Raw genomic sequence first — 21,363 nt, 5'->3', positions numbered from 1 at the left:
TCCATGCTCAAACGAACCCTGGCACTGACTGCTGGTCTGGCCCTGTCTTTTTCTGCTTTGGTGGCGCATGCCGCCGATGTGTTGCGGGTCAGTGCAATTCCCGATGAAGCCCCGACCGAATTGCTGCGCAAATTCGAACCACTGGGGGCCTATCTGGAGCAGCAACTGGGCATGAAAGTGCAGTTCGTTCCGGTGGCCGACTACCCGGCAGTGGTGGAAGCGCTGGCGACCGATCGCCTCGACATGGCCTGGCTGGGCGGGTTCACTTTCGTTCAGGCACGCCTGAAGACCGACGCCACCACCCCGGTGATTCCGCTGGTGCAGCGCGAGCAGGATGCGCAGTTCACCAGCAAGTTCATCACTGCCGACCCGAACGTGAAGAGCCTGGCCGACCTCAAGGGCAAGACCTTTGCCTTCGGCTCGGTGTCGTCGACCTCCGGCAGCCTGATGCCGCGTTACTTCATGCTGAAGAACGACAACATCAAGCCTGAAGCCTATTTCAGCCGTGTCGCCTACTCCGGTGCGCACGACGCCACCGTCGCCTGGGTCCAGGCCGGCAAGGTCGATGCCGGTGTGCTGAACGCCAGCGTCTGGCAGAAACTGGTGGACGCCGGCAAGGTCGATACCAGCAAGGTGCACGTGTTCGCCACGACTCCGGCCTACTTCGATTACAACTGGACCGTGCGCGGCACCCTCGACCCGGCGCTGGCAGCGAAGATCAAAAAAGCCTTCCTCGACCTCGACCCGGCCAACCCGGAGCAGAAGAAGATTCTTGATCTGCAGGCGGCCAGCCGTTTCATCGACACCAAGCCCGAGAACTACAAGGGCATCGAGGAAGCTGCTCGCGCCGCCGATCTGTTGAAATGACCCTGAGCCTCAAACAAGGCCGCCTGCACCACGCCAATGGGGTCGACGCACTACGTGGCGTCGATCTGCAGATTGCGGCGGGTGAACAGGTGGCGATCATCGGTCCGTCCGGGGCCGGTAAATCCAGCCTGTTGAACCTGCTCGCCACCGCGTTACGCCCCAGCAGCGGTGAAATCGAGGTGCTGGGTGAACGCCCCTGGCACCTCCCCGCCCGTCAACGGCAACGCCTGCGTGCGCGCATCGGTCTGGTGCACCAAGCACCACCGCTGCCGCCGCGCCAGCGCGTGGTGACGGCGGTGCTGGCCGGCAAACTCGGGCAGTGGAGTCTGGGCAAAAGCCTGCTCAATCTGCTGCATCCGACGGATATTCCCGGTGCCCGTGCCGCCCTCGCCCGCCTGGATCTGGGCGACAAACTCTTCGCTTACTGCCAGCAATTGTCCGGCGGCCAACTGCAGCGCGTGGGCATTGCCCGGGTGCTGTATCAGGCACCGGAGATTCTGCTGGCGGACGAACCGGTGTCGGCGATGGACCCGGTGCTCGCCGGGCACACCCTGTCGATCCTCTCCCAGCACGCGCGGGCGCATAACGTCACGCTGGTGGCGAGCCTGCACGCGGTGGAACTGGCGCTGGCGCACTTTCCGCGCATCATCGGCTTGCGCGACGGCCAGATCCTGTTTGACAGCCCTGCCGAGCAGGTCAGCCGCGAAATGCTCGACACGCTGTACGCCAATGAGCAATTGCAAAGCCCGACGACGCCCAGTGCGCCGCTGATTGTGCAGATCCCGCGATGCTAACGGCTGATTCCCGCGACCCGGCCGCCGCGCCGCGACTGCTGCTGACCCTGCTGGCAATTGCCCTGCTGTGGCCGGGCATCCAGCTCAGCGAACTGGACCTTGGCGTGCTGCTGCACAGCGACAGCCAGACCGAAATGGGCCGCTTTATCTCCGGGTTCTGGCCACCGGCGCATGACCACGATTTTCTCCAGTTACTGCTCAAGGCCACCCTGCAAACCCTGGCCATCGCCACCGCCGGCATGGCGTTGGCGTTGCTGCTGGCGGTGCCGGCCAGCCTGATAGCCAGCCGCGCGCTGTCGTTGTCGGCGGCGTCCCGCAGCGGCATTCCCAGTCGGCTCGGGCGCTTGCTGCGTTGGCCGGTGCGCGGACTGCTGATCTTCTTGCGCAGCGTGCCGGAAATCGTTTGGGCGCTGTTGTTCGTGCGTGCCGTGGGCCTCGGCCCGGCGGCGGGTGTACTGGCGATCGCGATCACCTACAGCGGCATGCTCGGCAAGGTCTACGCGGAGATTTTCGAGTCCACCGACCAACGCCCGACGCACGCCTTGATGCAGGCCGGCAGCGGACGACTCGCGGCGTTCGCCTACGGGATTCTGCCGAATGTCGCGGCGGAGCTGCTGTCGTACACGGTGTATCGCTGGGAGTGCGCGATTCGTGCCTCGGTGGTGATGGGGTTTGTTGGCGCTGGTGGCCTCGGCCAGCAGATCGACCTGTCGCTGCGCATGTTCGCCAGCGGTGAAGTGGCGAGCATGTTGCTGACGTTCCTGATTCTGGTGCTCGGTGCCGACCAACTCAGCCGCCTTTTGCGCTGGAGGCTGACATGAATCGCCTGATCAATCTGCTGCTGGTGGTCGGCATCGGCGTCGCGGTGATCGCCTCGTTCGGTTACCTCGAACTCGACCTCGGTGAACTGGGCAGCGCCACCAGCCTCAAGCAGATGGGTGCCTACGCACAGCGCTTTCTCAGCCCGGACCTGAGCGCCACGCACTTGCAGGCGATCATCAAGGGCGCGCTGGAAACCCTCGCCATGTCGGCCCTCGGCACCCTGCTCGCGGCCGTGTTCGGCATTCTCCTCGCGCTGCCCGCGGCCGGGCGTTTCGGCTGGCCGCTGCAAAGCGCCTCGCGCCTGTTGCTTAACGGTTTGCGGGCGATTCCGGAACTGGTGTGGGCGGCGCTGATGGTGCTCGCCGCCGGCCTTGGGCCGAATGCCGGCACTCTGGCGCTGGCCCTGCACACCACCGGCGTGCTCGGTCGACTGTTCGCCGAAGCGCTGGAGAATACCCCGCCGGAACCAGCCGAAGCGATACGCTTGCAGGGCGGCAATCCCGTGCTCGCCTTCTGCTACGGCACCCTGCCCAACCTCGCCCCGCAATTGCTCGCCTATTGCCTGTATCGCTGGGAAAACAACATCCGCATGGCCAGCGTGCTGGGCTTCGTCGGGGCCGGTGGTTTGGGGCAGATGCTGTATGTCAGCCTCAGCCTGTTTCAGGAAGCGCAGGCGAGCACGGTGATTCTGGCGATGCTGATTCTGGTGCTGGGCGTGGACTCGCTGAGTGCCTGGAGCCGGCAGCGCTGGGTCAAGGCCTGACGGACCAGCCTTATTGCGTCGTCGCCAACCGATACTGGCGCGGGGTGAATCCGGTCGAGGCCTTGAACTGCCGGGTGAAAGCGCTGTGGTCGGTATAGCCGCACTGCAGCGCCACCTCGGTGATCGGCAACTCGCCATGCAACAGCCGATGCGCGTGCTCAAGACGCACTTTCTGGATCATCTGCCGCGGCGTCAGGTGGAACACCCGTTTGCAGTAACGCTCCAGTTGCGCCACTGAAATTCCGGCGATGCGCGTCAGTTCGCCAAGACTGACGCGGCTCGCGAAGTTCGCCCGAATGTACTCATCCACCGCCGCCAGACGCTGATACGCCGGATGAGTTTCGCTGGCGGTTTGCAGGTCGACGGAAATGCCCGCCAGGCCAATGATCCGGTTATCACGATCGTACAGCGGACGTTTGTGGGTCAGGCACCAGCCGGGTTCGCGGCTGCCGTACAGGTGCAACTCCAGCTGATCCTCTAGCACCAATCCCTCTTCCAGCACGCGCCGATCCTGCTCGGTGTAGCCCGGGCCCAATTGCGCCGGAAACACCTCGGCGCTGGTCTTGCCCAATAACGGTCGCAGGTCTTTCAGACCGCAGCGTTGCACCAGTGTCTGGTTAGCCATGACGTAGCGCGCCTGCGGATCCTTGATGAAGATCGCCGCGTTGGGAATCACATCCAGCATGGGCAACAGCAGCGCCATGCTGGCGAGCAGATCGTCGAGGCATTGCGGTCGGCTCGCTTCGTTCTGCTGACTCAGGATCGCAAACGCATTCTGCGTCATGACTGTCACTCCCCACGGTGCGCATTGGCTTGCGCGCAGATTGCCCCATGGCTGGCGGCCTGTCGAGCCGGGCCTTTGCCGTTGGCCATTGTGCTGATTTCGTCATCGTCACCGGCAAAAAACATCAATCGCGCAGCGCCTGACAAGTTCACTGTAGCGCCACTGCACGCCCCTCCAACAACCAACAAGAAGGCGACGCTATGACAGGCCAAGGCAAGTTCAAGAAACAACTTTCATTAATAGACCTCACGTTCATCGGGCTGGGGGCAATCTTCGGTTCGGGCTGGTTGTTCGCCGCCAGTCACGTGTCCGCCATCGCCGGCCCGGCGGGGATCTTTTCCTGGCTGCTCGGCGGTTTCGCCGTGTTGCTGCTGGGCATCGTCTACTGCGAATTGGGCGCTGCGCTGCCCCGTGCCGGCGGCGTGGTGCGTTACCCGGTTTACTCCCATGGCCCGCTGCTCGGTTATCTGATGGGCTTCATTACGCTGATTGCGTTTTCCAGTCTGGTGGCGATCGAAGTGGTCGCCTCGCGGCAATATGCGGCAGCATGGTTTCCCGAGTTGACCAAGGTCGGCTCCAGCGACCCGACCGTGCTTGGCTGGTTCGTACAGTTCGGGCTGTTGTGCCTGTTTTTCCTGCTCAATTACCGCAGCGTGAAGACCTTCGCCATGGCCAACAATCTGGTCAGCGTGTTCAAGTTCATCGTGCCGCTGCTGGTGATCGGCGTGTTGTTCAGCTTCTTCAAACCGGCGAATTTCGACGTGCACGGCTTTGCGCCGTTCGGCCTGTCCGGCATCGAAATGGCCGTGTCGGCCGGCGGGGTGATCTTCGCGTATCTGGGCCTGACACCGATCATTTCGGTGGCCAGTGAAGTGAAGAATCCGCAACGCACGATTCCGATTGCGCTGATCCTGTCGGTGCTGCTCTCCACCGCGATCTACGTGCTGCTGCAGACCGCTTTCCTCGGCGGCATCCCGACTGAAATGCTCGCCAATGGCTGGGCCGGCGTCGCCAAGGAACTGGCCCTGCCGTATCGCGACATCGCGTTGGCACTGGGCGTCGGCTGGCTGGCGTATCTGGTGGTGGCCGATGCGGTGATCTCGCCCAGCGGTTGCGGCAACATCTACATGAACGCCACGCCACGGGTGATCTACGGCTGGGCGCAGACCGGGACCTTCTTCAAGATTTTCACCCGCATCGACGAGAAGTCCGGCATTCCGCGCCCCGCGCTGTGGCTGACCTTTGGCCTGTCGGTGTTCTGGACCCTGCCGTTCCCGTCATGGGAAGCGCTGATCAACGTGGTCTCCGCCGCGCTGGTATTGAGCTACGCCGTGGCTCCGGTGTCGGTGGCCGCCCTGCGCCGCAGCGCGCCGGGCATGCCGCGTCCGTTCCGGGTCAAGGGCATGAATGTGCTCGGGCCACTGTCGTTCATCATCGCCGCGCTGATCGTCTACTGGTCAGGCTGGGGCACCGTGTCGTGGTTGCTCGGCCTGCAAATCCTGATGTTCGTCATCTACCTGCTGTGTGGCCGCCTGGTGCCGACCGCGCACCTGAATCTGGGCCAGCAAGTGCGCTCATCGGCGTGGCTGATCGGCTTCTACGCGCTGACCATCCTCCTCTCCAAACTCGGCAGCTTCGGTGGTATCGGCGTGCTCAGTCATCCGTTCGACACCGTGATCGTCGCGGTCTGCGCCCTGGGCATCTACTACTGGGGGGCGGCCACCGGCGTACCGGCACACCTGATTCGTCTGGAAACCGAAGACGACGAAAGTGAAGCCGCTGAATCCTCCACCCATGCGGCAACGGGCCAACGCCCGGCGCACGCCTGATATTCACTGAAGGGACGCGTTCATGAAACGACTGCACATCATCGACTCCCACACCGGCGGCGAACCCACACGCCTGGTGATGAAGGGCTTCCCCGACTTGCCCGGCAACAGCATCGCCGAGCAGCGCGATGCCTTGCGCGAAGGCCACGATCAATGGCGCCGCGCCTGCCTGCTGGAACCGCGCGGCAACGACGTGCTGGTCGGCGCGCTGTACTGCGCGCCGGTCTCGCCGGACGCCACCTGCGGGGTGATTTTCTTCAACAACGCCGGTTACCTCGGCATGTGCGGGCACGGCACCATCGGCCTGGTCAACTCGCTGCATTACCAGGGCCTAATCGAACCGGGCGTGCACCAGATCGACACCCCGGTCGGCCCGGTCAGCGCCACCCTGCACGAGGACGGCGCGGTGACCCTTGGCAACGTCCCGGCGTACCGCTATCGCAAACAGGTGCCGGTGGACGTGCCCGGCCACGGCCGCGTGTTCGGCGATATTGCCTGGGGCGGCAATTGGTTTTTCCTGGTTTCCGAGCACGGCCAGGACCTGCAGATGAGCAACGTCGAAGCCCTCACCGATTACACCTGGGCGATGCTCAAGGCCCTCGAAGCCCAAGGCATCCACGGCGAGAACGGCGCGCTGATCGACCACGTCGAATTGTTCGCCGACGACGCCCACGCCGACAGCCGCAACTTTGTCATGTGCCCGGGCAAAGCCTACGACCGCTCGCCCTGCGGCACCGGCACCAGCGCCAAACTGGCCTGCCTCGCCGCCGACGGCAAGCTCGCCGAAGGCAAGGTCTGGACCCAGGCGAGCATCACCGGCAGCCAGTTCGAAGGGCGCTTCGAATGGCAAGGCGAACGTGTGCGCCCGTTCATCACCGGGCGCGCCTACATGACCGCCGACGCCACCCTGCTGATCGACGAGCAGGACCCTTTCGCGTGGGGTTTCTGACCTGCCCCGCTTTTTTAACGATCTGAATGAATCTCCCGAGGAGCTACAACAATGAGCGATAACATCTTCACTGGCTGCATTCCCGCGCTGATGACCCCGTGCACCGCTGAACGCAAACCGGACTTCGACGCCTTGGTCGCCAAAGGTCGCGAACTGATCGATATCGGCATGAGCGCGGTGGTTTACTGCGGCTCGATGGGCGACTGGCCGTTGCTGACCGAAGCCGAACGTCAGGAAGGCGTGGCGCGTCTGGTGGCCGCCGGGGTACCAACCATCGTTGGCACTGGCGCGGTCAACAGCCGTGAAGCGGTGTCCCACGCCGCGCACGCTGCAAAAGTCGGCGCCCATGGCCTGATGGTGATTCCACGCGTGCTGTCCCGTGGTGCTTCGGCGACTGCGCAAAAAGCCCACTTCGCCGCAATCCTCAAGGCCGCACCGAACCTGCCGGCAGTGATCTACAACAGCCCTTACTACGGCTTCGCTACCCGCGCCGAGCTGTTCTTCGAACTGCGCCGCGAGTACCCGAACCTGATCGGCTTCAAGGAGTTCGGCGGTGGCGCCGACTTGCGCTACGCCGCTGAAAACATCACCTCGCAGGACGATGCCGTGACCCTGATGGTCGGTGTCGATACGCAAGTGGTGCACGGTTTCGTCAACTGCAACGCCACCGGCGCGATCACCGGCATCGGCAACGCCCTGCCCCGCGAAGTGCTGCAACTGGTAGCGCTGAGCAAGCAAGCGGCCAAGGGCGATGCCAAGGCCCGGCGTCTGGCGCGCGAACTGGAAGCAGCGCTGGCGGTGCTGTCGTCGTTCGATGAAGGCTGCGATCTGGTGCTGTATTACAAGCATCTGATGGTGCTCAACGGCGATCGCGAATACGCCCTGCATTTCAACGAAACCGACGCCTTGAGCGATGCCCAGCGTCGTTACGCCGAGACCCAGTACGCGCTGTTCCGTCAGTGGTACAAAAACTGGTCCGCCGAACAGAACCTCGCCTGACCACAGTCCCTGCCCCGGTGCGATATCGGGGCTTCACCTCTTTTATCAAGGAAGCGCCATGACTCTGAAAGGCCATATGTTGATCGGCGGCCAAGCCATTGCCGGCAGCCGTGAAGCGATCCGTGCGATCAATCCCGCCACCGATGTGGTGCTGGAACCCGCGTACGCCGGGGGCAGCAGCGAGCATGTCGACCAGGCCTGCACACTGGCGTGGCAAGCGTTTGATCAATATCGCGAGACGTCTCTCAGTGCTCGCGCCGAATTTCTCGAAACCATCGCCAATGAGATCGAAGCCCTCGGTGATGCGCTGATTGACCGCGCCGTGGCCGAAACCGGCCTGCCGCGCGCACGTATTCAAGGCGAACGCGGACGCACCTGCGGGCAATTGCGCACTTTTGCCCGCACCGTCCGTGCCGGCGAATGGCTGGACGTTCGCGTCGATCAATCACAACCACAGCGCCAGCCGCTGCGACGTTCTGATTTGCGCCAGCGGCAGATTGCGCTGGGGCCAGTGGCGGTGTTTGGCGCCAGCAACTTTCCGCTGGCGTTCTCGGTGGCCGGCGGCGACACCGCTTCGGCGCTGGCCGCCGGTTGCCCGGTGATCGTCAAGGCGCACAGCGCGCATCCCGGCACCAGTGAACTGGTCGGCCAGGCGCTGACGCGCGCAGTAAAAACGTGTGGATTGCCCGACGGCGTGTTTTCGCTGCTGTTCGGTTCCGGCAACGAAGTGGGCATCGCCCTGGTCAGCGATTCGCGTGTCAAGGCTGTGGGCTTCACCGGCTCGCGCAGTGGCGGCCTCGCCCTGAGCCGAGCGGCGCAAGCGCGGCCGGAACCGATTCCGGTGTACGCGGAAATGAGCTCTATCAATCCGGTGCTGCTGTTTCCCGCAGCGCTTGCTGCTCGCGGTGAGGCGTTGGCGCAGGGTTTTGTCGCCTCGCTGACTCAGGGTGCCGGGCAGTTCTGTACCAATCCCGGGCTGGTCATCGCTCACCAAGGGCCGGCGCTGGACAGTTTCATCGCCACCGCCGCCGAAGGGGTCCAGCGCAGCCCGGCGCAGACCATGCTTACGCCGGGGATCTTCCGCGCCTATTCGAGCGCAGTCGCCGCGTTGGCCGAACATCCGCAGGCGCAACACGTGGCGAGCGGTCTAGCGGCTGAAGGGCCGAACCAGTGTCAGGCGCAATTGTTCGTGACCCACGCGCAGGACTTCCTCGCCGACGCACGCCTGCAAGGTGAAATCTTCGGCGCCGCGTCGCTGATCGTACAGTGCGCCAACGACGATGAAATCCGTCAGGTCTGCGAACACCTCGAAGGCCAATTGACCGCCACGCTGCACCTGGATGACGCCGATCTGGATCACGCCCGGGCCTTGTTGCCGACACTGGAACGCAAGGCTGGACGTCTGCTGGTTAACGGCTGGCCGACCGGGGTCGAGGTGTGTGACGCGATGGTGCATGGCGGGCCGTTTCCGGCCACGTCGGACGCGCGTAGCACCTCGGTTGGCACCGCGGCGATTCTGCGTTTCCTGCGCCCGGTGTGCTATCAGGACTTCCCTGACGGTTTGCTGCCGCTACCGTTGCAACAGGCAAATCCGCTGCACTTGCGGCGCTTGCTCGACGGCCAGAGGGAAGCCTGAACATGCCCGACAACCTCACAGCGGACAACGCCGATATCGCGGTGATCGGCGCCGGCATCATCGGTGTCGCCTGCGCCCTGCAACTGGCACGTCAGGGTAAACGGGTGGTGGTCATCGACAAGCAGCCGCCCGGTCATGGCGCCTCGTTTGGCAACGCCGGGCATCTGGCGACAGAGCAGGTGTTTCCGATTGCCGATGCGTCGATCCTCAAGCGCCTGCCGGCGATGCTGATGGACCCGATGGGGCCGCTGCGCCTGGACTGGAAGTACCTGCCGTGCGCCGTGCCGTGGTTCACCCGTCTGTTGCTGAACCTGCGCCCGGCGCCGTTTCAGCGCACCGTAGCCGGCTTGCGCGCGCTCAACGAAAGCAGCCTCGACGCCTGGAAGCGCTTGCTGCACAGCATCGCCCGCCCCGACCTGCTCAAGGAGGACGGCTCGCTGCTGGTGTTTGAGCGCGCCGAATCGCGACAAGCCGTCGACGCCTTGCAGGCGCGCATGCGTCAGCAACAGGTGCCGGTGGAATTCTGGTCGGCCAGCGCCGTGCGAGAAAGTGCGCCGCAGCTCAGCGAACAGATTCAGGGCGGATTGTTCTACCCGCGCACCGGGCATTTTCTCGATCCGTATCAGGTGGTGTGTGAACTGGTGAGTGCGGCCAAAACGGCCGGCGTGCAGTTTCTCCAGCAGGAGGTTCGGGGTGGCCAAGTGCAGGAACATGGCGTGTCGTTGCTTACCGATCAGGGGCGTTTCAGCGCGCGGCAGGTGCTGATCGCCTGTGGTGCGCACTCGGCGAAGCTGACTGCCGCGCTGACCGGCAAGCAGGTGCCGCTGGACACCGAGCGCGGCTATCACCTGATGTTGCCGCACGAGCACGGGCGCCTGCCGTTTGCGGTCACGTCACTGGAGCGCAAGTTCATCATGACGCCAATGACCGGCGGTCTGCGCCTGGCCGGTACCGTGGAATTCGCCGGCCTGCAGCGTCCGGCGTTCATGGAGCGCGCCTGGCAGTTGCACCGTTTGAGCAAAGGTTTGTTCCGTCATGATTTGAGCGCGGAGGACGCGACGCCGTGGATGGGGTTTCGCCCGTCGCTGCCGGACTCGCTGCCGATCATCGACCAGGTTTGCGACGGCAAGGTGCTGCTCGCCTTCGGTCATCAGCATCTGGGGCTGACGCAGGCGGCGGTGACGGCGCAGATGGTCGCGCAGCTGGTATCCCCTTCGGCAAACGCTGGCTTGCCGGCACAGGATGCCTATCGACTGGATCGCTTCTGAGATACCGATGAAACGTTTTTGGTTTCATACTGAGCGCCGACCTTGGCCCCGCGCATATGGAACCGACGATGACCTCAGCAATGGATACCCCCGAGCCGCAAGCGATCTGCAACCCCATCACCAGCAGCGCGATCTTCATCGTTGCAACGTTGCTGCCCGGGAACGATGCAGCCAGTCAGGTGCGCGGCTGGTGCGGCGACATCGCCGCCCTCACCCGTTCGGTCGGCAAACGCGTGCCCAACGGCAACCTGTCGTGTGTCTGCGGGTTCAGCGCCAGCGCCTGGGACTCACTGTTCGGCAGCCCGCGCCCGGCCTCGCTGCATCCGTTTCGTGAGTTCGGCGTCGAGGGCCGCCGTGCGGTGGCGACGCCGGGGGACATTCTGCTGCACATCCGTGCCGAGCAGATGGACCTGTGTTTCGAACTGGCTACGCAGTTGTGCAGCGCACTCAACGGCGCAATCACGGTAGTCGATGAGGTGCAGGGTTTCCGCTACTTCGACATGCGCAGCATCATCGGTTTCGTTGATGGCACCGAGAACCCGGTGGGCCGCAAGGCCGATCACTTCACGCTGATCGGCAACGAAGATCCGGCGTTCGAATCCGGCAGCTATGTGCTGGTGCAGAAGTACCTGCACAAGATGCAGGCCTGGAATGCGTTGAGCGTCGAGGCTCAGGAGAAGGTGATCGGCCGCACCAAGCTGGCTGACATCGAACTCGGTGAGGCGGTCAAGCCGAGCAACTCCCACAGCGCCCTGACCACCATCACCAAGGACGGCCAGGAGCAGAAGATCCTGCGCGACAACATGCCGTTCGGTCGCCCGGGGGCTGGCGAGTTCGGCACTTATTTCATCGGTTACGCGCGCTCGCCGGAACCGATCGAGCAGATGCTGGAGAACATGTTTGTCGGCAAACCCGTCGGCAACTACGACCGTTTGCTGGACTTCAGCACGGCAGTCACCGGAGGTTTGTTTTTCGTGCCGTCAGCCAACTTGCTCGAAGACCTCGCGGAGCGCGAGCCCGAGCAGGCGTGACACCGTAGCGCCACGCCCGCCCGTCACTCAGTGTGGCGCGCGCGGGATGGTTTTCAGCAGGTCTTCCGGGCTGATGTGGCCCACCACGCTGCCCGGTTGCGGCATGTTGAGGATGTGGCCTTTCATCTTGCCGATGATGTGCATCTCGCACGGCTTGCAGTCGAACTTCAGGGTCAGCACTTCATCGCCGTGAATCAGCTGCATCGGCGCGACTTTGGTGCGCACGCCGGTCACGCCCTTGGCCTGTTTCGGGCACAGGTTGAACGAGAAACGCAGGCAGTGCTTGGTGATCATCACCGGCACTTCACCGGCCTCTTCGTGCGCCTCGTAGGCCGCATCGATCAGCTTCACGCCGTGACGGTGATAGAAGTCGCGGGCCTTCTGGTTGTAGACGTTGGCCAGGAACGACAGGTGCGACTCCGGGTACACCGGCGGCGGCGTGGTTTCGGCCTTGCGGCTGCCACGCGGGTGCGCCGCAACGCGGGCGGCGGTCAGCGCTTCGATGACTTCACGGCGCAAGGCTTTGAGCTGCGAGTTCGGGATGAAGAACGCCTGCGGCGCGTCGAGCTTGATGTCGGTGGCGTGGTACTGAGTGGTACCGAGCTGACCGAGCAGATCCTGCAATTGCTCCAGCGCCTGCTCCGGCTTGTTGGCCACACCGAACGGGCCGTTCAAGGTCACGCTGGCGCTGATGCCCTCTTCACTGGTGGCGGTCAGTTCCAGCTGCTCTTCACGCAGGCGCGCCACCCAGCTCAGGGCCACGCGGCGTTCGGCGGAGGTCTTCAGCAGTGCCTGTTGCCAGTTGTGGTCGAGGTTGCGGTTCAGCGGATGGTTCGGGCGCAGCTTGTACAGGCCTTCGGGCATTTCGTTCGGCTCGACGCGGTAGCGGTAGCGCTTCTCGCCGTCTTCTTCGAACTCGCCCTTCGGCTCGGCGATGTTGGCGCGGAAACCCACCACTTCACGCTTGACCAGCACGTTGAGGCCATCGCCGTTGGACAGCGGCTCCTGCGTCACCACCTGCATGTCACGCTTGCCGACTTTCTCGACGGTGCCCACGGGCAGGCCGGTGAAGGTCGGCGAGTCGAACGCGCCGATGTCGATCTTGCGATCGGTGACGAAGTAGTCGGTGCTGCCACGGTGGAAGGTCTTTTCCGGGTCCGGCAGGAAGAAATGCGCGGTGCGGCCGCTGGAAGCGCGGGCCAGATCCGGACGGTCTTCGAGCACATCGTCGAGGCGCTGGCGGTAATAGGCCGTGATGTTCTTCACGTAGCCCATGTCCTTGTAACGACCTTCGATCTTGAACGAGCGCACACCGGCCTCGACCAGCGCGCGGATGTTGGCGCTCTGGTTGTTGTCCTTCATCGACAGCAGGTGTTTTTCGTAGGCGATCACGCCACCCTTTTCGTCTTTGAGGGTGTACGGCAGACGGCAGGCCTGGGAGCAGTCTCCACGGTTGGCGCTGCGCCCGGTCTGCGCGTGAGAAATGTTGCACTGCCCGGAGAACGCCACGCACAGGGCGCCGTGGATGAAGAACTCGATGGCGGCATCGGTTTCATCGGCGATGGCGCGGATTTCTTTCAGGTTCAGCTCACGGGCCAGCACCAGTTGCGAGAAACCGGCCTGATCGAGAAACTTCGCCCGCTCCAGGGTGCGAATGTCGGTCTGGGTACTGGCATGCAGCTCGATCGGCGGGATGTCCAGCTCCATTACGCCCAGATCCTGAACGATCAGCGCGTCGACGCCGGCGTCGTACAACTGGTGGATCAGCTTGCGGGCCGGCTCCAGTTCGTTGTCGTGCAGAATGGTGTTGATGGTGGTGAAAATGCGCGCGTGATAACGGCGGGCAAATTCCACCAGTTCGGCGATTTCACTCACTTCGTTGCAGGCGTTGTGGCGCGCGCCGAAGCTCGGGCCACCGATGTACACGGCGTCGGCGCCATGCAGGATGGCTTCACGGGCGATGGCCACGTCACGGGCGGGGCTGAGCAGTTCCAGGTGATGCTTGGGCAAGGACATAGTTTTTTTAGTCAGGCGGTCACGGTCAAGGCGCGCATTGTAGCCGCGAAACGCCCGAGCGGCACGCTTGTGCTGCCAAGTGGCAAATGTCCCGATTCCACCAAACCACACATCCCCTGCGACAACCGGCTTGCCAGCGCTTAAGGCCTGTCAATTGCCGGATCGGTCGAACTTGTCCGGATCTTCGTCTTCAGGAAGACCCTCATCCGGTTCTTCAGGATGGCTTGTGGTGTGTGCCGGACTATCGGGTTCCGGATGCGTGGGCACCGGGTCGAAAGCGCCCTGCTCTTCACTGGGAAATCTGGGTGTGTTCATGAGGCACCTCGCAAAGAGTCACTAAGTGAAGACTCTGTACATTCGAGGTGCCGGTCGGGGGCGGCGTTCAGTCATTTCACCATCGCGCAGCGGTGAAGCGACTGACGGTCAGGATCGAGCCTGCAACTGGGCGACGATCTTGTCTTTGACCTGCAGGCGTTTTTCTTTGAGTTTTTTCAATGTGTCATCGCTGGGCGCATCCGAGGTTGCCGTCTCGGCCTTGACGACGTCGGCGTCCGCCTCGGAATACTTGTTGATCAGTGCATCCAGAAATGGATCCTCGGAGCGTTTTTGCTGGACCTCTTCCTTCGTTAGCTTCAAATCCTGATACAGGTCATGAGTCACCGGCATGGAACACCTCCGTCAGTTGATCGGCAGCCAACGCGACCGATGGCGTCAGCCTGTATCAGAATGGCCTCGGTTGAGGGGTTCTGTCGACCACCTGTCAGACCAGCGGTGGCCGTTCGTCGCCCTGTCGTAAACGCGATCAAACCTTTGCCCGCGCCATTGCCTCCATTGCATAACGTCAACAAAAACCTGTGTGGAGAAATACCAATGGACGGATTCAACCTGCGTCACCTCGTTCTGGCTGTCGCGTTGAGCAGCGGCATGGGCAGTGCCTTTGCCGCCACTTCCAACAGCTTCGTCGACAATGCCGCAGCCGGTGGCATTGCGGAGATCGAGACCAGCCGTCTGGCCCTGGAAAAAAGCCAGTCGGCCGACATCAAGGCCTTCGCCAACATGATGATCACCGACCACGGCAAGGCCAACGATGAACTGGCGAGCATCGCCAAGGCCAATGACATCGAGGTGCCGGACAGCACCACCCTGGTCAAGCAGGCCAAGGAGAAGATCCTCGACATGCGCGATGAGTCCTTCGACGCGGCCTACGCCAACAATCAGGTCAAAGCCCACGAAGAAACCATCGAATTATTCAAGAAAGAAGCGAATACGGTGACCGACGACAAGGTCAAGGGCGCCACGGAATTGAAAGCCTTCGCGCAGAAGATGTTGCCGGCGCTGGAAAAACACCTGACGGCCGCCAAAGAGCTGCAAGCCAAGCACCCAAGCAAGTAATCCGCGCGCCTGCCCCACAAAGCCGCATCCTGCCGATGCGGCTTTTTTCATTCTGCGCCCCGCACCCTGCGCACGCCCGGCGCGCAAAAAACCGCCAAATGCGGCCATCCCGACTAGAGTTACCGGGGCCTTTCTTGCGCCAGATCAAAAATATCCTTGCGCAATGGAACAACTATTTTGAACGGCAAAGGTCACTGACTTCGCACCGGTCATTTTTTACAGAACCGGCCCCCATACGCTACGGAGCAACAGGCACATGGCAGCACTGCAGAACAGCACATTCGATGCTATGAAAAACAAACAACCCCAACTGCTGAGCGAATGGATCAACGGCCTGGAAGCCAGCGGCGCCACCCGCAATCTCAAGGACCATGACCTGCAACAACAGACCAGCGACTTCCTGCAACTGGTCATCAATGGCCTGCAGGATGACAATGGCACCAACATCAATGCGCCGGGTTGGGAAGCCACCCGCCAGTTCCTCGAAAAGCTGTCCCATAGCCGCGCCCTGCTCGGTCAGGATTCGCAACAGACCGCCAGCTTCATTTTCGCGCTCAAAGGCCCGCTGTTTGCCTTGCTGCAAAGTCACTATCGCGAACAACCGGCACTGCTGGCCGAACAACTCTGGGAGATTTCCGAACTGTTCGACGCCTTCGGCATGCACACCATCCGTACCTTCCAGAAGTCCCGCGAAGCGGTGATCAAACGTCAACAGGAAGAACTGCTGGAGCTCTCCACGCCAGTGGTCAAGCTGTGGGATGGCGTGCTGGCGCTGCCGATGATCGGTACCCTGGATTCGCAACGCACCCAGGTGGTGATGGAGTCCCTGCTACAACGCATCGTCGACACCGGTTCGGAAATCGCCATCATCGATATCACTGGCGTCCCCACCGTGGACACCTTGGTCGCGCAACACCTGCTGAAAACCGTGACCGCGATTCGCCTGATGGGCGCCGACTGCATCATCAGCGGCGTGCGTCCGCAGATCGCCCAGACCATCGTGCACCTGGGCCTGGACCTGCAAGGCGTGGTCACCAAGGCCAACCTGGCCGATGCATTGAAACTCGCGCTCACCCGCCTGGGCATCAGCCTCGGCAAAGCGGTCTGAGCCGATGGAGCGTATTCCGATTCTTCAAATGGGCGACTTTCTGCTCGTCACCATCCAGGTCGACATGCATGACCAACTGGCCCTGACCCTGCAGGACGACCTGTCCGAGCGCATCAGCAGGACGTCGGCGCGCGGTGTGTTGATCGACATCTCGGCGCTGGACATGGTCGACTCGTTCATCGGGCGGATGATCGGCACCATCTCCGGCCTGTCAAAAATCATGGATGCCGAAACCATGCTGGTAGGCATGCAACCCGCCGTGGCGATCACTCTGGTCGAGCTCGGCCTGACCCTGCCCGGCGTCAGCACCGCGCTGAACGTCGAGCGCGGAATGAAACTGCTGCAGGAACGAGTACGCCAACAATGACCGTGCGCAGCAGCGGTACTCAACCGATCAGCATCGAGCAGGACGTGGTGCTCGCCCGGCAGACGGCGCGCAAACTGGCCACCGAATGCGGCATGCGGCTGATCGACCTGACCAAACTGGTGACGGCCGTTTCAGAGCTGGCGCGCAACACCATGGTCTATGGCGGTGGCGGCGACATGGACTGGCAGATCCTCGACGAAAACACTCGTGTCGGCCTGCGCCTGACCTTCCGCGATGAAGGCCCGGGCATTCCCGACATCAAACTGGCGATGACCGATGGCTGGACCTCCGGCAGCGGTCTGGGCCTGGGGCTTACAGGCGCGAAACGGCTGGTCGATGAATTCGAACTGGACACCGAGCCCGGCAAGGGCACTCGAATAACGATCACCCGATGGACATGAATATCGCTGGGTCGCTGACCCAGGTGCTGCTGATCGAAGACAGCAGCCAGATCGGCCACGCCCGGCGCACCGCGCAACGGCTCGCCGAGCAACATGGCTTCGATGCGACCGAAGCCGGACGTGTGGCGCTGGTCGCCACCGAACTGGCCAGTAATGTGCTCAAGCATGCCAGCCGTGGCGAGTTTCATCTGCGGCTGCTACCGCGAACCGGCGGCTTCGGCATCGAAATGCTTGCGGTCGATCGCGCTCAAGGCTTTGACCTGGACGCGTGCCTGACCGATGGCTTTTCCACCGGCGGCACCCAGGGCATCGGGCTGGGCGCCGTGGCGCGCCAGACCGAAGTATTTGACGTTTATGCCGACACCCGTGGCGCGGTGCTGCTGGCGCGTTTGTATCCACGCGCAGACCGTCAGCCCGACCTGCGTTACGGCGTCAGCCAGCACTCACTGCACAACGATCCGGCGTGCGGCGACGCCTGGCACCTGGCGTACAACGGTGCCAACGTCAGTGCGCTGATCATCGACGGCCTCGGCCACGGTGAAGACGCCGAACGGGCGGCGAAGGCCGGCGAACAGGTGTTCGCCCAGAGCCCGTTCGCCAGCCCGGTGCTGCTGATGGAGGACATGCACCGCGACATGATCGGCAGCCGCGGTGGTGCTGCCGCGTTCGCGCAGTTCAATGCCGCCCGCGACGGCCTGACCTTTACCGGCGTTGGCAACATCGGCGCCAGCCTGATCACCGCCGACAAGTCGCGCGGGCTGGCCTCGCATCCGGGGATCGTCGGCGGCCAATACCGGAAAGCCCAGCCCTTTGACTATGCTCACGTGAACGGACATCTATTGATCATGTACAGCGACGGCCTGCAGTCCCGTTGGAATCTTCAAGACTACCCCGGTCTGGTGCACCGCCATCCCGCCGTGATAGCCAGCGTCCTGCACCGCGATTTCTGTCGCGGACGCGACGACGTAACAGTGCTGGTCGTTGCCCTGGAGGCCGCCCATGGCTGAGTCGCCCACCCTGAACGCGGCGGAGCAGGCTGCGCTGATCGCCCAGTTGCAAAGCGAGACCGCCGCCCTGCGCGACGAACTCGACGAAACCAACCAGGGCGTGCTTGCGCTTTACGCCGAGCTCGACACCCAGGCCGAACAACTGCGCCAGGCTTCGGATCTGAAAAGCCGTTTCCTGTCGTACATGAGCCACGAGTTCCGCACGCCGCTGGGTTCGATCCTTAGCGTCAACAGTTTGCTCGCCGACGAGCTCGACGGCCCGCTCAGCCCCGAGCAGCACAAACAAGTGGCGTTCGTCAGCAGCGCCGCCCGGGAACTGAGCGACATGGTCGATGACCTGCTCGATCTGGCGAAGATCGAAGCCGGACGAATCAGTATTTCTCCGGCGTGGTTCGACATGTTCGATCTGTTCAGCGCGTTGCGCGGCATGTTCCGGCCGATCGTCGATGCGTCGGCGGTTGATCTGATTTTCGAAGAGCCGGTCGGATTGCCGCGCCTGTACACCGACGACAAGAAACTCGCGCAGATCTTGCGCAATTTCATTTCCAACTCGCTGAAATTCACCACCCGTGGCGAAGTCCGGGTCTCGGCGCGCCTGGAAGGGGCGGACAGAGTACGTTTTGCCGTCAGCGACACCGGCATCGGTATCGCGCCGGAGCTGCATGGTGCATTGTTCGAGGACTTTTCTCAGGTCGACTCGCCATTGCAGAAACGCCTGCGCGGCACCGGTCTTGGCTTGTCGCTGTGCAAGCGCTTCGCCGCCCTGCTCGGCGGCGAGGTCGGAATGGACAGCACGCCGGGTGTCGGCTCGACCTTTTTCGTGATCATTCCACTGGCGCTTGCCCTGGAGAATGTCGATGAAACGTGACATCCGTCTGTTGATCGTCGACGACAACGTTGCCACTCGCTACGCCTTGCGCCGGCGTCTGGAGCGCCATGGCTATGAGGTGCTGGAGGCCGGTACCGGCAACGAGGGCCTGGCGCTGATCGCCAGCGAAGCGCTCGATGCCCTGATCCTCGACGTCAATCTGCCGGACATGAGCGGTTTCGATATCGTGCGCATCCTGCGGGCCGATGCACACACCGCGCTGCTGCCGGTGATCCACGTATCTGCCGCGTCGATCCAGACCGGCGACATCATCACCGGGCTGGACGCCGGGGCGGATGCTTACCTGATTCATCCCGTAGACCCGGACGTATTGCTGGCAACCCTGCGCACCCTGCTGCGAGTGCGTGATACCGAAAATGCGCTGCGTGAGAGCGAGGCCCGGTTCCGTGAGATTTTCGTCAACGTCTCGGCACCGATTGCCGTGCTCGATGCCAACCTGAAAGTGCATGAATGCAACCACGCCTTCACGCAAATGATTCAGGACAACCGCAACCCGCACACCCTCAGCGAATGCTTCGACGATGACCAGGGCGCGATCCTCAACGAGTTGCGCCTGCGACTGGTCGATGGTGAGCGCTGGAAAGGCACGTTGAACATGCGCGTACAGGGCGAGATTCGCGAAACCGAGTGGCAGATTTCGCCGTACCGCACGCCGCAGCTCAGCCTGGTATTCGTCGAAGACGTCACCGAGCATCGCCACCGCGAACGCTCGCACCTGGCACAGCTGGACGACACCACCACACAACTGGCCAAGGAAGTCGCCGAGCGCGTGCGTGCCGAATCGCAGCTGCTGCAAGTGCAGAAAATGGACGCGCTGGGCAAGCTCACCGGAGGCATTGCCCACGACTTCAACAATCTGCTGACCGGGATCATCACCAGCCTGGAACTGATCCAGAAACGCGTGGCCGATGCGCGTCCGGACAAGGTGCAGTTCTACGCCGAAGCCGCACTGAATTCGGCGATGAGTGCCGCGTCACTCACTCATCGCCTGCTGGCCTTCGCTCGCCAACAGCCATTGGATACCCGACCGGTAGACATCAATGAGCAAGTGCGCTCGCTGGAAGAGTTGCTGATGCGCACCATCGGTGAACGCATCACGCTCAAACTGGAGCTGACCAACAAACCGGCGATTGCCCTGGTCGATCCGGTGCAACTGGAAAGCGCGGTGCTGAATCTGGTGATCAATGCCCGGGATGCGCTGCCCAGGGGCGGTAATATCTGGGTCAACACCTATGCGGCGTATTCCCACGGCGACCCGAACCTGGCCGATGGTGCGTATGTGGCGCTGTCGGTGCGCGATGACGGCACCGGTATCGAGCACAGTGTGATCGACAAAGTGTTCGATCCGTTCTTCACCACCAAACCGCTGGGTCAGGGGACCGGTCTGGGGTTGTCGACGATCTACGGTTTCGCCCGCCAGTCCGGCGGCGATGCGCACATTCGCAGCGTGGCACGGCGCGGCACCGAAGTGACCCTCATGCTGCCGGCGACGAACGACCCGACCGGCGCCGACATCCCGACGCCGAAGGTGGATCCGCAGGGCGCCGGTGAGCACGTCCTGATTGTCGAAGACATGCCGGCGGTGCGCATGTTCGTCACCGAAGTGCTGGAGGATGCGGGTTATCGCTGCACCCAGGCGGGGGATATCGAAACCGCGCTGGAGCGCTTGCAGAATGATCCGACCATCGACCTGTTGCTGAGCGATGTTGGCCTGCCGCGCATGAGCGGTCGTGAACTGGCGGACGTGGCGCGGGGCTGGCGCGAAAACCTGCCGATTCTGTTCATGACCGGTTATGCCGAGACCGCGATCAATCGTCAGGTATTCCTGGGCAGCGGCATGGAAATGCTGGTCAAGCCATTCCAGATCAGTGAACTGCTGGACAAGGTCCGGCGCACGCTTGATGGCGCCTGACACACCGCCATCGCCAGCCTGCTGGCTCCCAAAAGGGTTATGTACACCCGATAACCTGTGGGAGCGGGCTTGCCCGCGATGGCGTCGGCACATCCAGCATCTCTCTTGCCTGACACGCCGCTTTCGCTGGCAAGCCAGCGCCGACAGGACTGATGCCATCCGCAGGGGTTGTGAACACCGCAAAACCCTGTGGGAGCGAGCCTGCTCGCGAAGGCGACGGTACATCCAGCATCTCTATTGCCCGACACGCCGCTTTCGCTGGCAAGCCAGCGCCGACAGGACTGATGCCATCCGCAGGTGTTGTGAACACCGCAAAAACCTGTGGGAGCGAGCCTGCTCGCGAAGGCGTCGGTACATCCAGCATCTCTATTGCCTGACACGCCGCTTTCGCTGGCAAGCCAGCTCCCACAGGACTGATGCCATCCGCAGGTGATGTGAACACCGCAAAAACCTGTGGGAGCCGGGCTTGCCCGCGAAGGCGTCGGTACATCCAGCATCTCTATTGCCTGACACACCGCTTTCGCTGGCA

At 62.8% G+C, this 21,363-nt stretch carries 20 protein-coding genes; 17 read left to right on the top strand and 3 right to left on the bottom strand.

Annotated elements, in window-relative coordinates:
* The first annotated feature begins 3 nt into the window (after positions 1 to 3).
* From B1722_RS01565 to phnE, 4 genes are read left to right on the top strand one after another with little or no spacing between them, the layout of a single operon-like run.
* Positions 4 to 867 carry a putative selenate ABC transporter substrate-binding protein gene (locus B1722_RS01565; RefSeq protein WP_041072554.1) on the top strand — a complete coding sequence of 288 codons (864 nt, stop codon included), beginning with the start codon at positions 4 to 6 and terminating at the stop codon, positions 865 to 867.
* Entirely contained in the window at positions 864 to 1,661 is a 798-nt protein-coding gene (locus B1722_RS01560; RefSeq protein ID WP_047294049.1) for a phosphonate ABC transporter ATP-binding protein, read from the top strand. The genes B1722_RS01565 and B1722_RS01560 overlap by 4 nt, the downstream gene beginning before the upstream one ends.
* A complete protein-coding gene (locus B1722_RS01555; protein WP_041072550.1) occupies positions 1,655 to 2,482 on the top strand; it encodes an ABC transporter permease in 828 nt (275 codons plus the stop codon). The genes B1722_RS01560 and B1722_RS01555 overlap by 7 nt, the downstream gene beginning before the upstream one ends.
* Positions 2,479 to 3,246 (top strand): phosphonate ABC transporter, permease protein PhnE, encoded by a 768-nt coding sequence (gene phnE, locus B1722_RS01550; protein WP_041072548.1) that lies wholly within the window; start codon positions 2,479 to 2,481, stop codon positions 3,244 to 3,246. The genes B1722_RS01555 and phnE overlap by 4 nt, the downstream gene beginning before the upstream one ends.
* A gap of 10 nt (positions 3,247 to 3,256) precedes the next feature.
* Here the strand turns inward: phnE and B1722_RS01545 are convergent, their stop codons facing one another.
* Entirely contained in the window at positions 3,257 to 4,030 is a 774-nt protein-coding gene (locus B1722_RS01545; RefSeq protein ID WP_041072546.1) for an AraC family transcriptional regulator, read from the bottom strand.
* Between the two features lie 200 nt (positions 4,031 to 4,230).
* Between B1722_RS01545 and B1722_RS01540 the strand changes: the two genes are divergently transcribed.
* From B1722_RS01540 to B1722_RS01515, 6 genes are all read left to right on the top strand, one after another.
* Complete coding sequence (locus B1722_RS01540) at positions 4,231 to 5,859, top strand: APC family permease (protein ID WP_041072544.1); 1,629 nt, start codon at positions 4,231 to 4,233, stop codon at positions 5,857 to 5,859.
* A 22-nt stretch (positions 5,860 to 5,881) separates the two neighbouring features.
* On the top strand, positions 5,882 to 6,808 hold the full coding sequence (locus tag B1722_RS01535) for a 4-hydroxyproline epimerase (RefSeq protein ID WP_086790998.1): 927 nt from the start codon (positions 5,882 to 5,884) through the stop codon (positions 6,806 to 6,808).
* 51 nt (positions 6,809 to 6,859) lie between these two features.
* A complete protein-coding gene (locus tag B1722_RS01530) occupies positions 6,860 to 7,807 on the top strand; it encodes a dihydrodipicolinate synthase family protein (protein WP_086790997.1) in 948 nt (315 codons plus the stop codon).
* Positions 7,808 to 7,865: 58 nt separating this feature from the next.
* Entirely contained in the window at positions 7,866 to 9,443 is a 1,578-nt protein-coding gene (locus tag B1722_RS01525; RefSeq protein ID WP_086790996.1) for an aldehyde dehydrogenase (NADP(+)), read from the top strand.
* 2 nt (positions 9,444 to 9,445) lie between these two features.
* Positions 9,446 to 10,711, top strand: a complete 1,266-nt coding sequence (locus B1722_RS01520) for an FAD-binding oxidoreductase (RefSeq protein ID WP_086790995.1) — start codon at positions 9,446 to 9,448, stop codon at positions 10,709 to 10,711.
* Positions 10,712 to 10,779: 68 nt separating this feature from the next.
* A complete protein-coding gene (locus tag B1722_RS01515) occupies positions 10,780 to 11,742 on the top strand; it encodes a Dyp-type peroxidase (protein WP_086790994.1) in 963 nt (320 codons plus the stop codon).
* Positions 11,743 to 11,769: 27 nt separating this feature from the next.
* On the opposite strand, the gene B1722_RS01510 is transcribed toward B1722_RS01515, so the two are convergent.
* Positions 11,770 to 13,758, bottom strand: a complete 1,989-nt coding sequence (locus B1722_RS01510; protein WP_086790993.1) for a U32 family peptidase — start codon at positions 13,756 to 13,758, stop codon at positions 11,770 to 11,772.
* 423 nt (positions 13,759 to 14,181) lie between these two features.
* Positions 14,182 to 14,424 (bottom strand): DUF465 domain-containing protein, encoded by a 243-nt coding sequence (locus tag B1722_RS01505; RefSeq protein WP_041072529.1) that lies wholly within the window; start codon positions 14,422 to 14,424, stop codon positions 14,182 to 14,184.
* A gap of 204 nt (positions 14,425 to 14,628) precedes the next feature.
* Between B1722_RS01505 and B1722_RS01500 the strand changes: the two genes are divergently transcribed.
* The 7 genes from B1722_RS01500 (at position 14,629) to B1722_RS01470 (ending at position 20,834) form a co-directional block, all read left to right on the top strand.
* Positions 14,629 to 15,150, top strand: a complete 522-nt coding sequence (locus B1722_RS01500; protein ID WP_041072527.1) for a DUF4142 domain-containing protein — start codon at positions 14,629 to 14,631, stop codon at positions 15,148 to 15,150.
* Positions 15,151 to 15,406: 256 nt separating this feature from the next.
* Positions 15,407 to 16,258 (top strand): STAS domain-containing protein, encoded by an 852-nt coding sequence (locus B1722_RS01495; RefSeq protein ID WP_041072525.1) that lies wholly within the window; start codon positions 15,407 to 15,409, stop codon positions 16,256 to 16,258.
* A 4-nt stretch (positions 16,259 to 16,262) separates the two neighbouring features.
* Complete coding sequence (locus B1722_RS01490) at positions 16,263 to 16,625, top strand: STAS domain-containing protein (protein ID WP_041072523.1); 363 nt, start codon at positions 16,263 to 16,265, stop codon at positions 16,623 to 16,625.
* Positions 16,622 to 17,026, top strand: a complete 405-nt coding sequence (locus tag B1722_RS01485; protein WP_086790992.1) for an anti-sigma regulatory factor — start codon at positions 16,622 to 16,624, stop codon at positions 17,024 to 17,026. The genes B1722_RS01490 and B1722_RS01485 overlap by 4 nt, the downstream gene beginning before the upstream one ends.
* Positions 17,023 to 18,033, top strand: coding sequence for an ATP-binding protein (locus B1722_RS01480; protein ID WP_086791514.1), 1,011 nt, complete (start codon positions 17,023 to 17,025; stop codon positions 18,031 to 18,033). Before B1722_RS01485 ends, B1722_RS01480 begins: the two co-directional genes overlap by 4 nt.
* Complete coding sequence (locus B1722_RS01475; RefSeq protein WP_041072519.1) at positions 18,026 to 18,901, top strand: sensor histidine kinase KdpD; 876 nt, start codon at positions 18,026 to 18,028, stop codon at positions 18,899 to 18,901. Before B1722_RS01480 ends, B1722_RS01475 begins: the two co-directional genes overlap by 8 nt.
* A complete protein-coding gene (locus B1722_RS01470) occupies positions 18,891 to 20,834 on the top strand; it encodes a response regulator (protein WP_086790991.1) in 1,944 nt (647 codons plus the stop codon). Before B1722_RS01475 ends, B1722_RS01470 begins: the two co-directional genes overlap by 11 nt.
* The last annotated feature ends 529 nt before the right edge of the window (positions 20,835 to 21,363 follow it).

This window comes from Pseudomonas sp. SCPG-7 (assembly GCF_002156405.1).
Classification (GTDB): Bacteria; Pseudomonadota; Gammaproteobacteria; order Pseudomonadales; family Pseudomonadaceae; genus Aquipseudomonas; species Aquipseudomonas parakoreensis.
This window is presented reverse-complemented; position numbering and strand designations above follow the sequence as displayed.

What these genes read in the sequence shown, in the direction of transcription:
- B1722_RS01480 (WP_086791514.1), top strand. Translation starts at nt 17,023, where the DNA reads ATGAATATCGCTGGGTCGCTGACCCAGGTGCTGCTGATCGAAGACAGC.
- B1722_RS01470 (WP_086790991.1), top strand. Translation starts at nt 18,891, where the DNA reads ATGAAACGTGACATCCGTCTGTTGATCGTCGACGACAACGTTGCCACT.
- B1722_RS01525 (WP_086790996.1), top strand. Translation starts at nt 7,866, where the DNA reads ATGACTCTGAAAGGCCATATGTTGATCGGCGGCCAAGCCATTGCCGGC.
- B1722_RS01565 (WP_041072554.1), top strand. Translation starts at nt 4, where the DNA reads ATGCTCAAACGAACCCTGGCACTGACTGCTGGTCTGGCCCTGTCTTTT.
- B1722_RS01475 (WP_041072519.1), top strand. Translation starts at nt 18,026, where the DNA reads ATGGCTGAGTCGCCCACCCTGAACGCGGCGGAGCAGGCTGCGCTGATC.
- B1722_RS01490 (WP_041072523.1), top strand. Translation starts at nt 16,263, where the DNA reads ATGGAGCGTATTCCGATTCTTCAAATGGGCGACTTTCTGCTCGTCACC.
- phnE (WP_041072548.1), top strand. Translation starts at nt 2,479, where the DNA reads ATGAATCGCCTGATCAATCTGCTGCTGGTGGTCGGCATCGGCGTCGCG.
- B1722_RS01500 (WP_041072527.1), top strand. Translation starts at nt 14,629, where the DNA reads ATGGACGGATTCAACCTGCGTCACCTCGTTCTGGCTGTCGCGTTGAGC.
- B1722_RS01495 (WP_041072525.1), top strand. Translation starts at nt 15,407, where the DNA reads ATGGCAGCACTGCAGAACAGCACATTCGATGCTATGAAAAACAAACAA.
- B1722_RS01545 (WP_041072546.1), bottom strand. Translation starts at nt 4,030, where the DNA reads ATGACGCAGAATGCGTTTGCGATCCTGAGTCAGCAGAACGAAGCGAGC.
- B1722_RS01485 (WP_086790992.1), top strand. Translation starts at nt 16,622, where the DNA reads ATGACCGTGCGCAGCAGCGGTACTCAACCGATCAGCATCGAGCAGGAC.
- B1722_RS01520 (WP_086790995.1), top strand. Translation starts at nt 9,446, where the DNA reads ATGCCCGACAACCTCACAGCGGACAACGCCGATATCGCGGTGATCGGC.
- B1722_RS01540 (WP_041072544.1), top strand. Translation starts at nt 4,231, where the DNA reads ATGACAGGCCAAGGCAAGTTCAAGAAACAACTTTCATTAATAGACCTC.
- B1722_RS01560 (WP_047294049.1), top strand. Translation starts at nt 864, where the DNA reads ATGACCCTGAGCCTCAAACAAGGCCGCCTGCACCACGCCAATGGGGTC.
- B1722_RS01510 (WP_086790993.1), bottom strand. Translation starts at nt 13,758, where the DNA reads ATGTCCTTGCCCAAGCATCACCTGGAACTGCTCAGCCCCGCCCGTGAC.
- B1722_RS01535 (WP_086790998.1), top strand. Translation starts at nt 5,882, where the DNA reads ATGAAACGACTGCACATCATCGACTCCCACACCGGCGGCGAACCCACA.
- B1722_RS01505 (WP_041072529.1), bottom strand. Translation starts at nt 14,424, where the DNA reads ATGCCGGTGACTCATGACCTGTATCAGGATTTGAAGCTAACGAAGGAA.
- B1722_RS01515 (WP_086790994.1), top strand. Translation starts at nt 10,780, where the DNA reads ATGACCTCAGCAATGGATACCCCCGAGCCGCAAGCGATCTGCAACCCC.
- B1722_RS01555 (WP_041072550.1), top strand. Translation starts at nt 1,655, where the DNA reads ATGCTAACGGCTGATTCCCGCGACCCGGCCGCCGCGCCGCGACTGCTG.
- B1722_RS01530 (WP_086790997.1), top strand. Translation starts at nt 6,860, where the DNA reads ATGAGCGATAACATCTTCACTGGCTGCATTCCCGCGCTGATGACCCCG.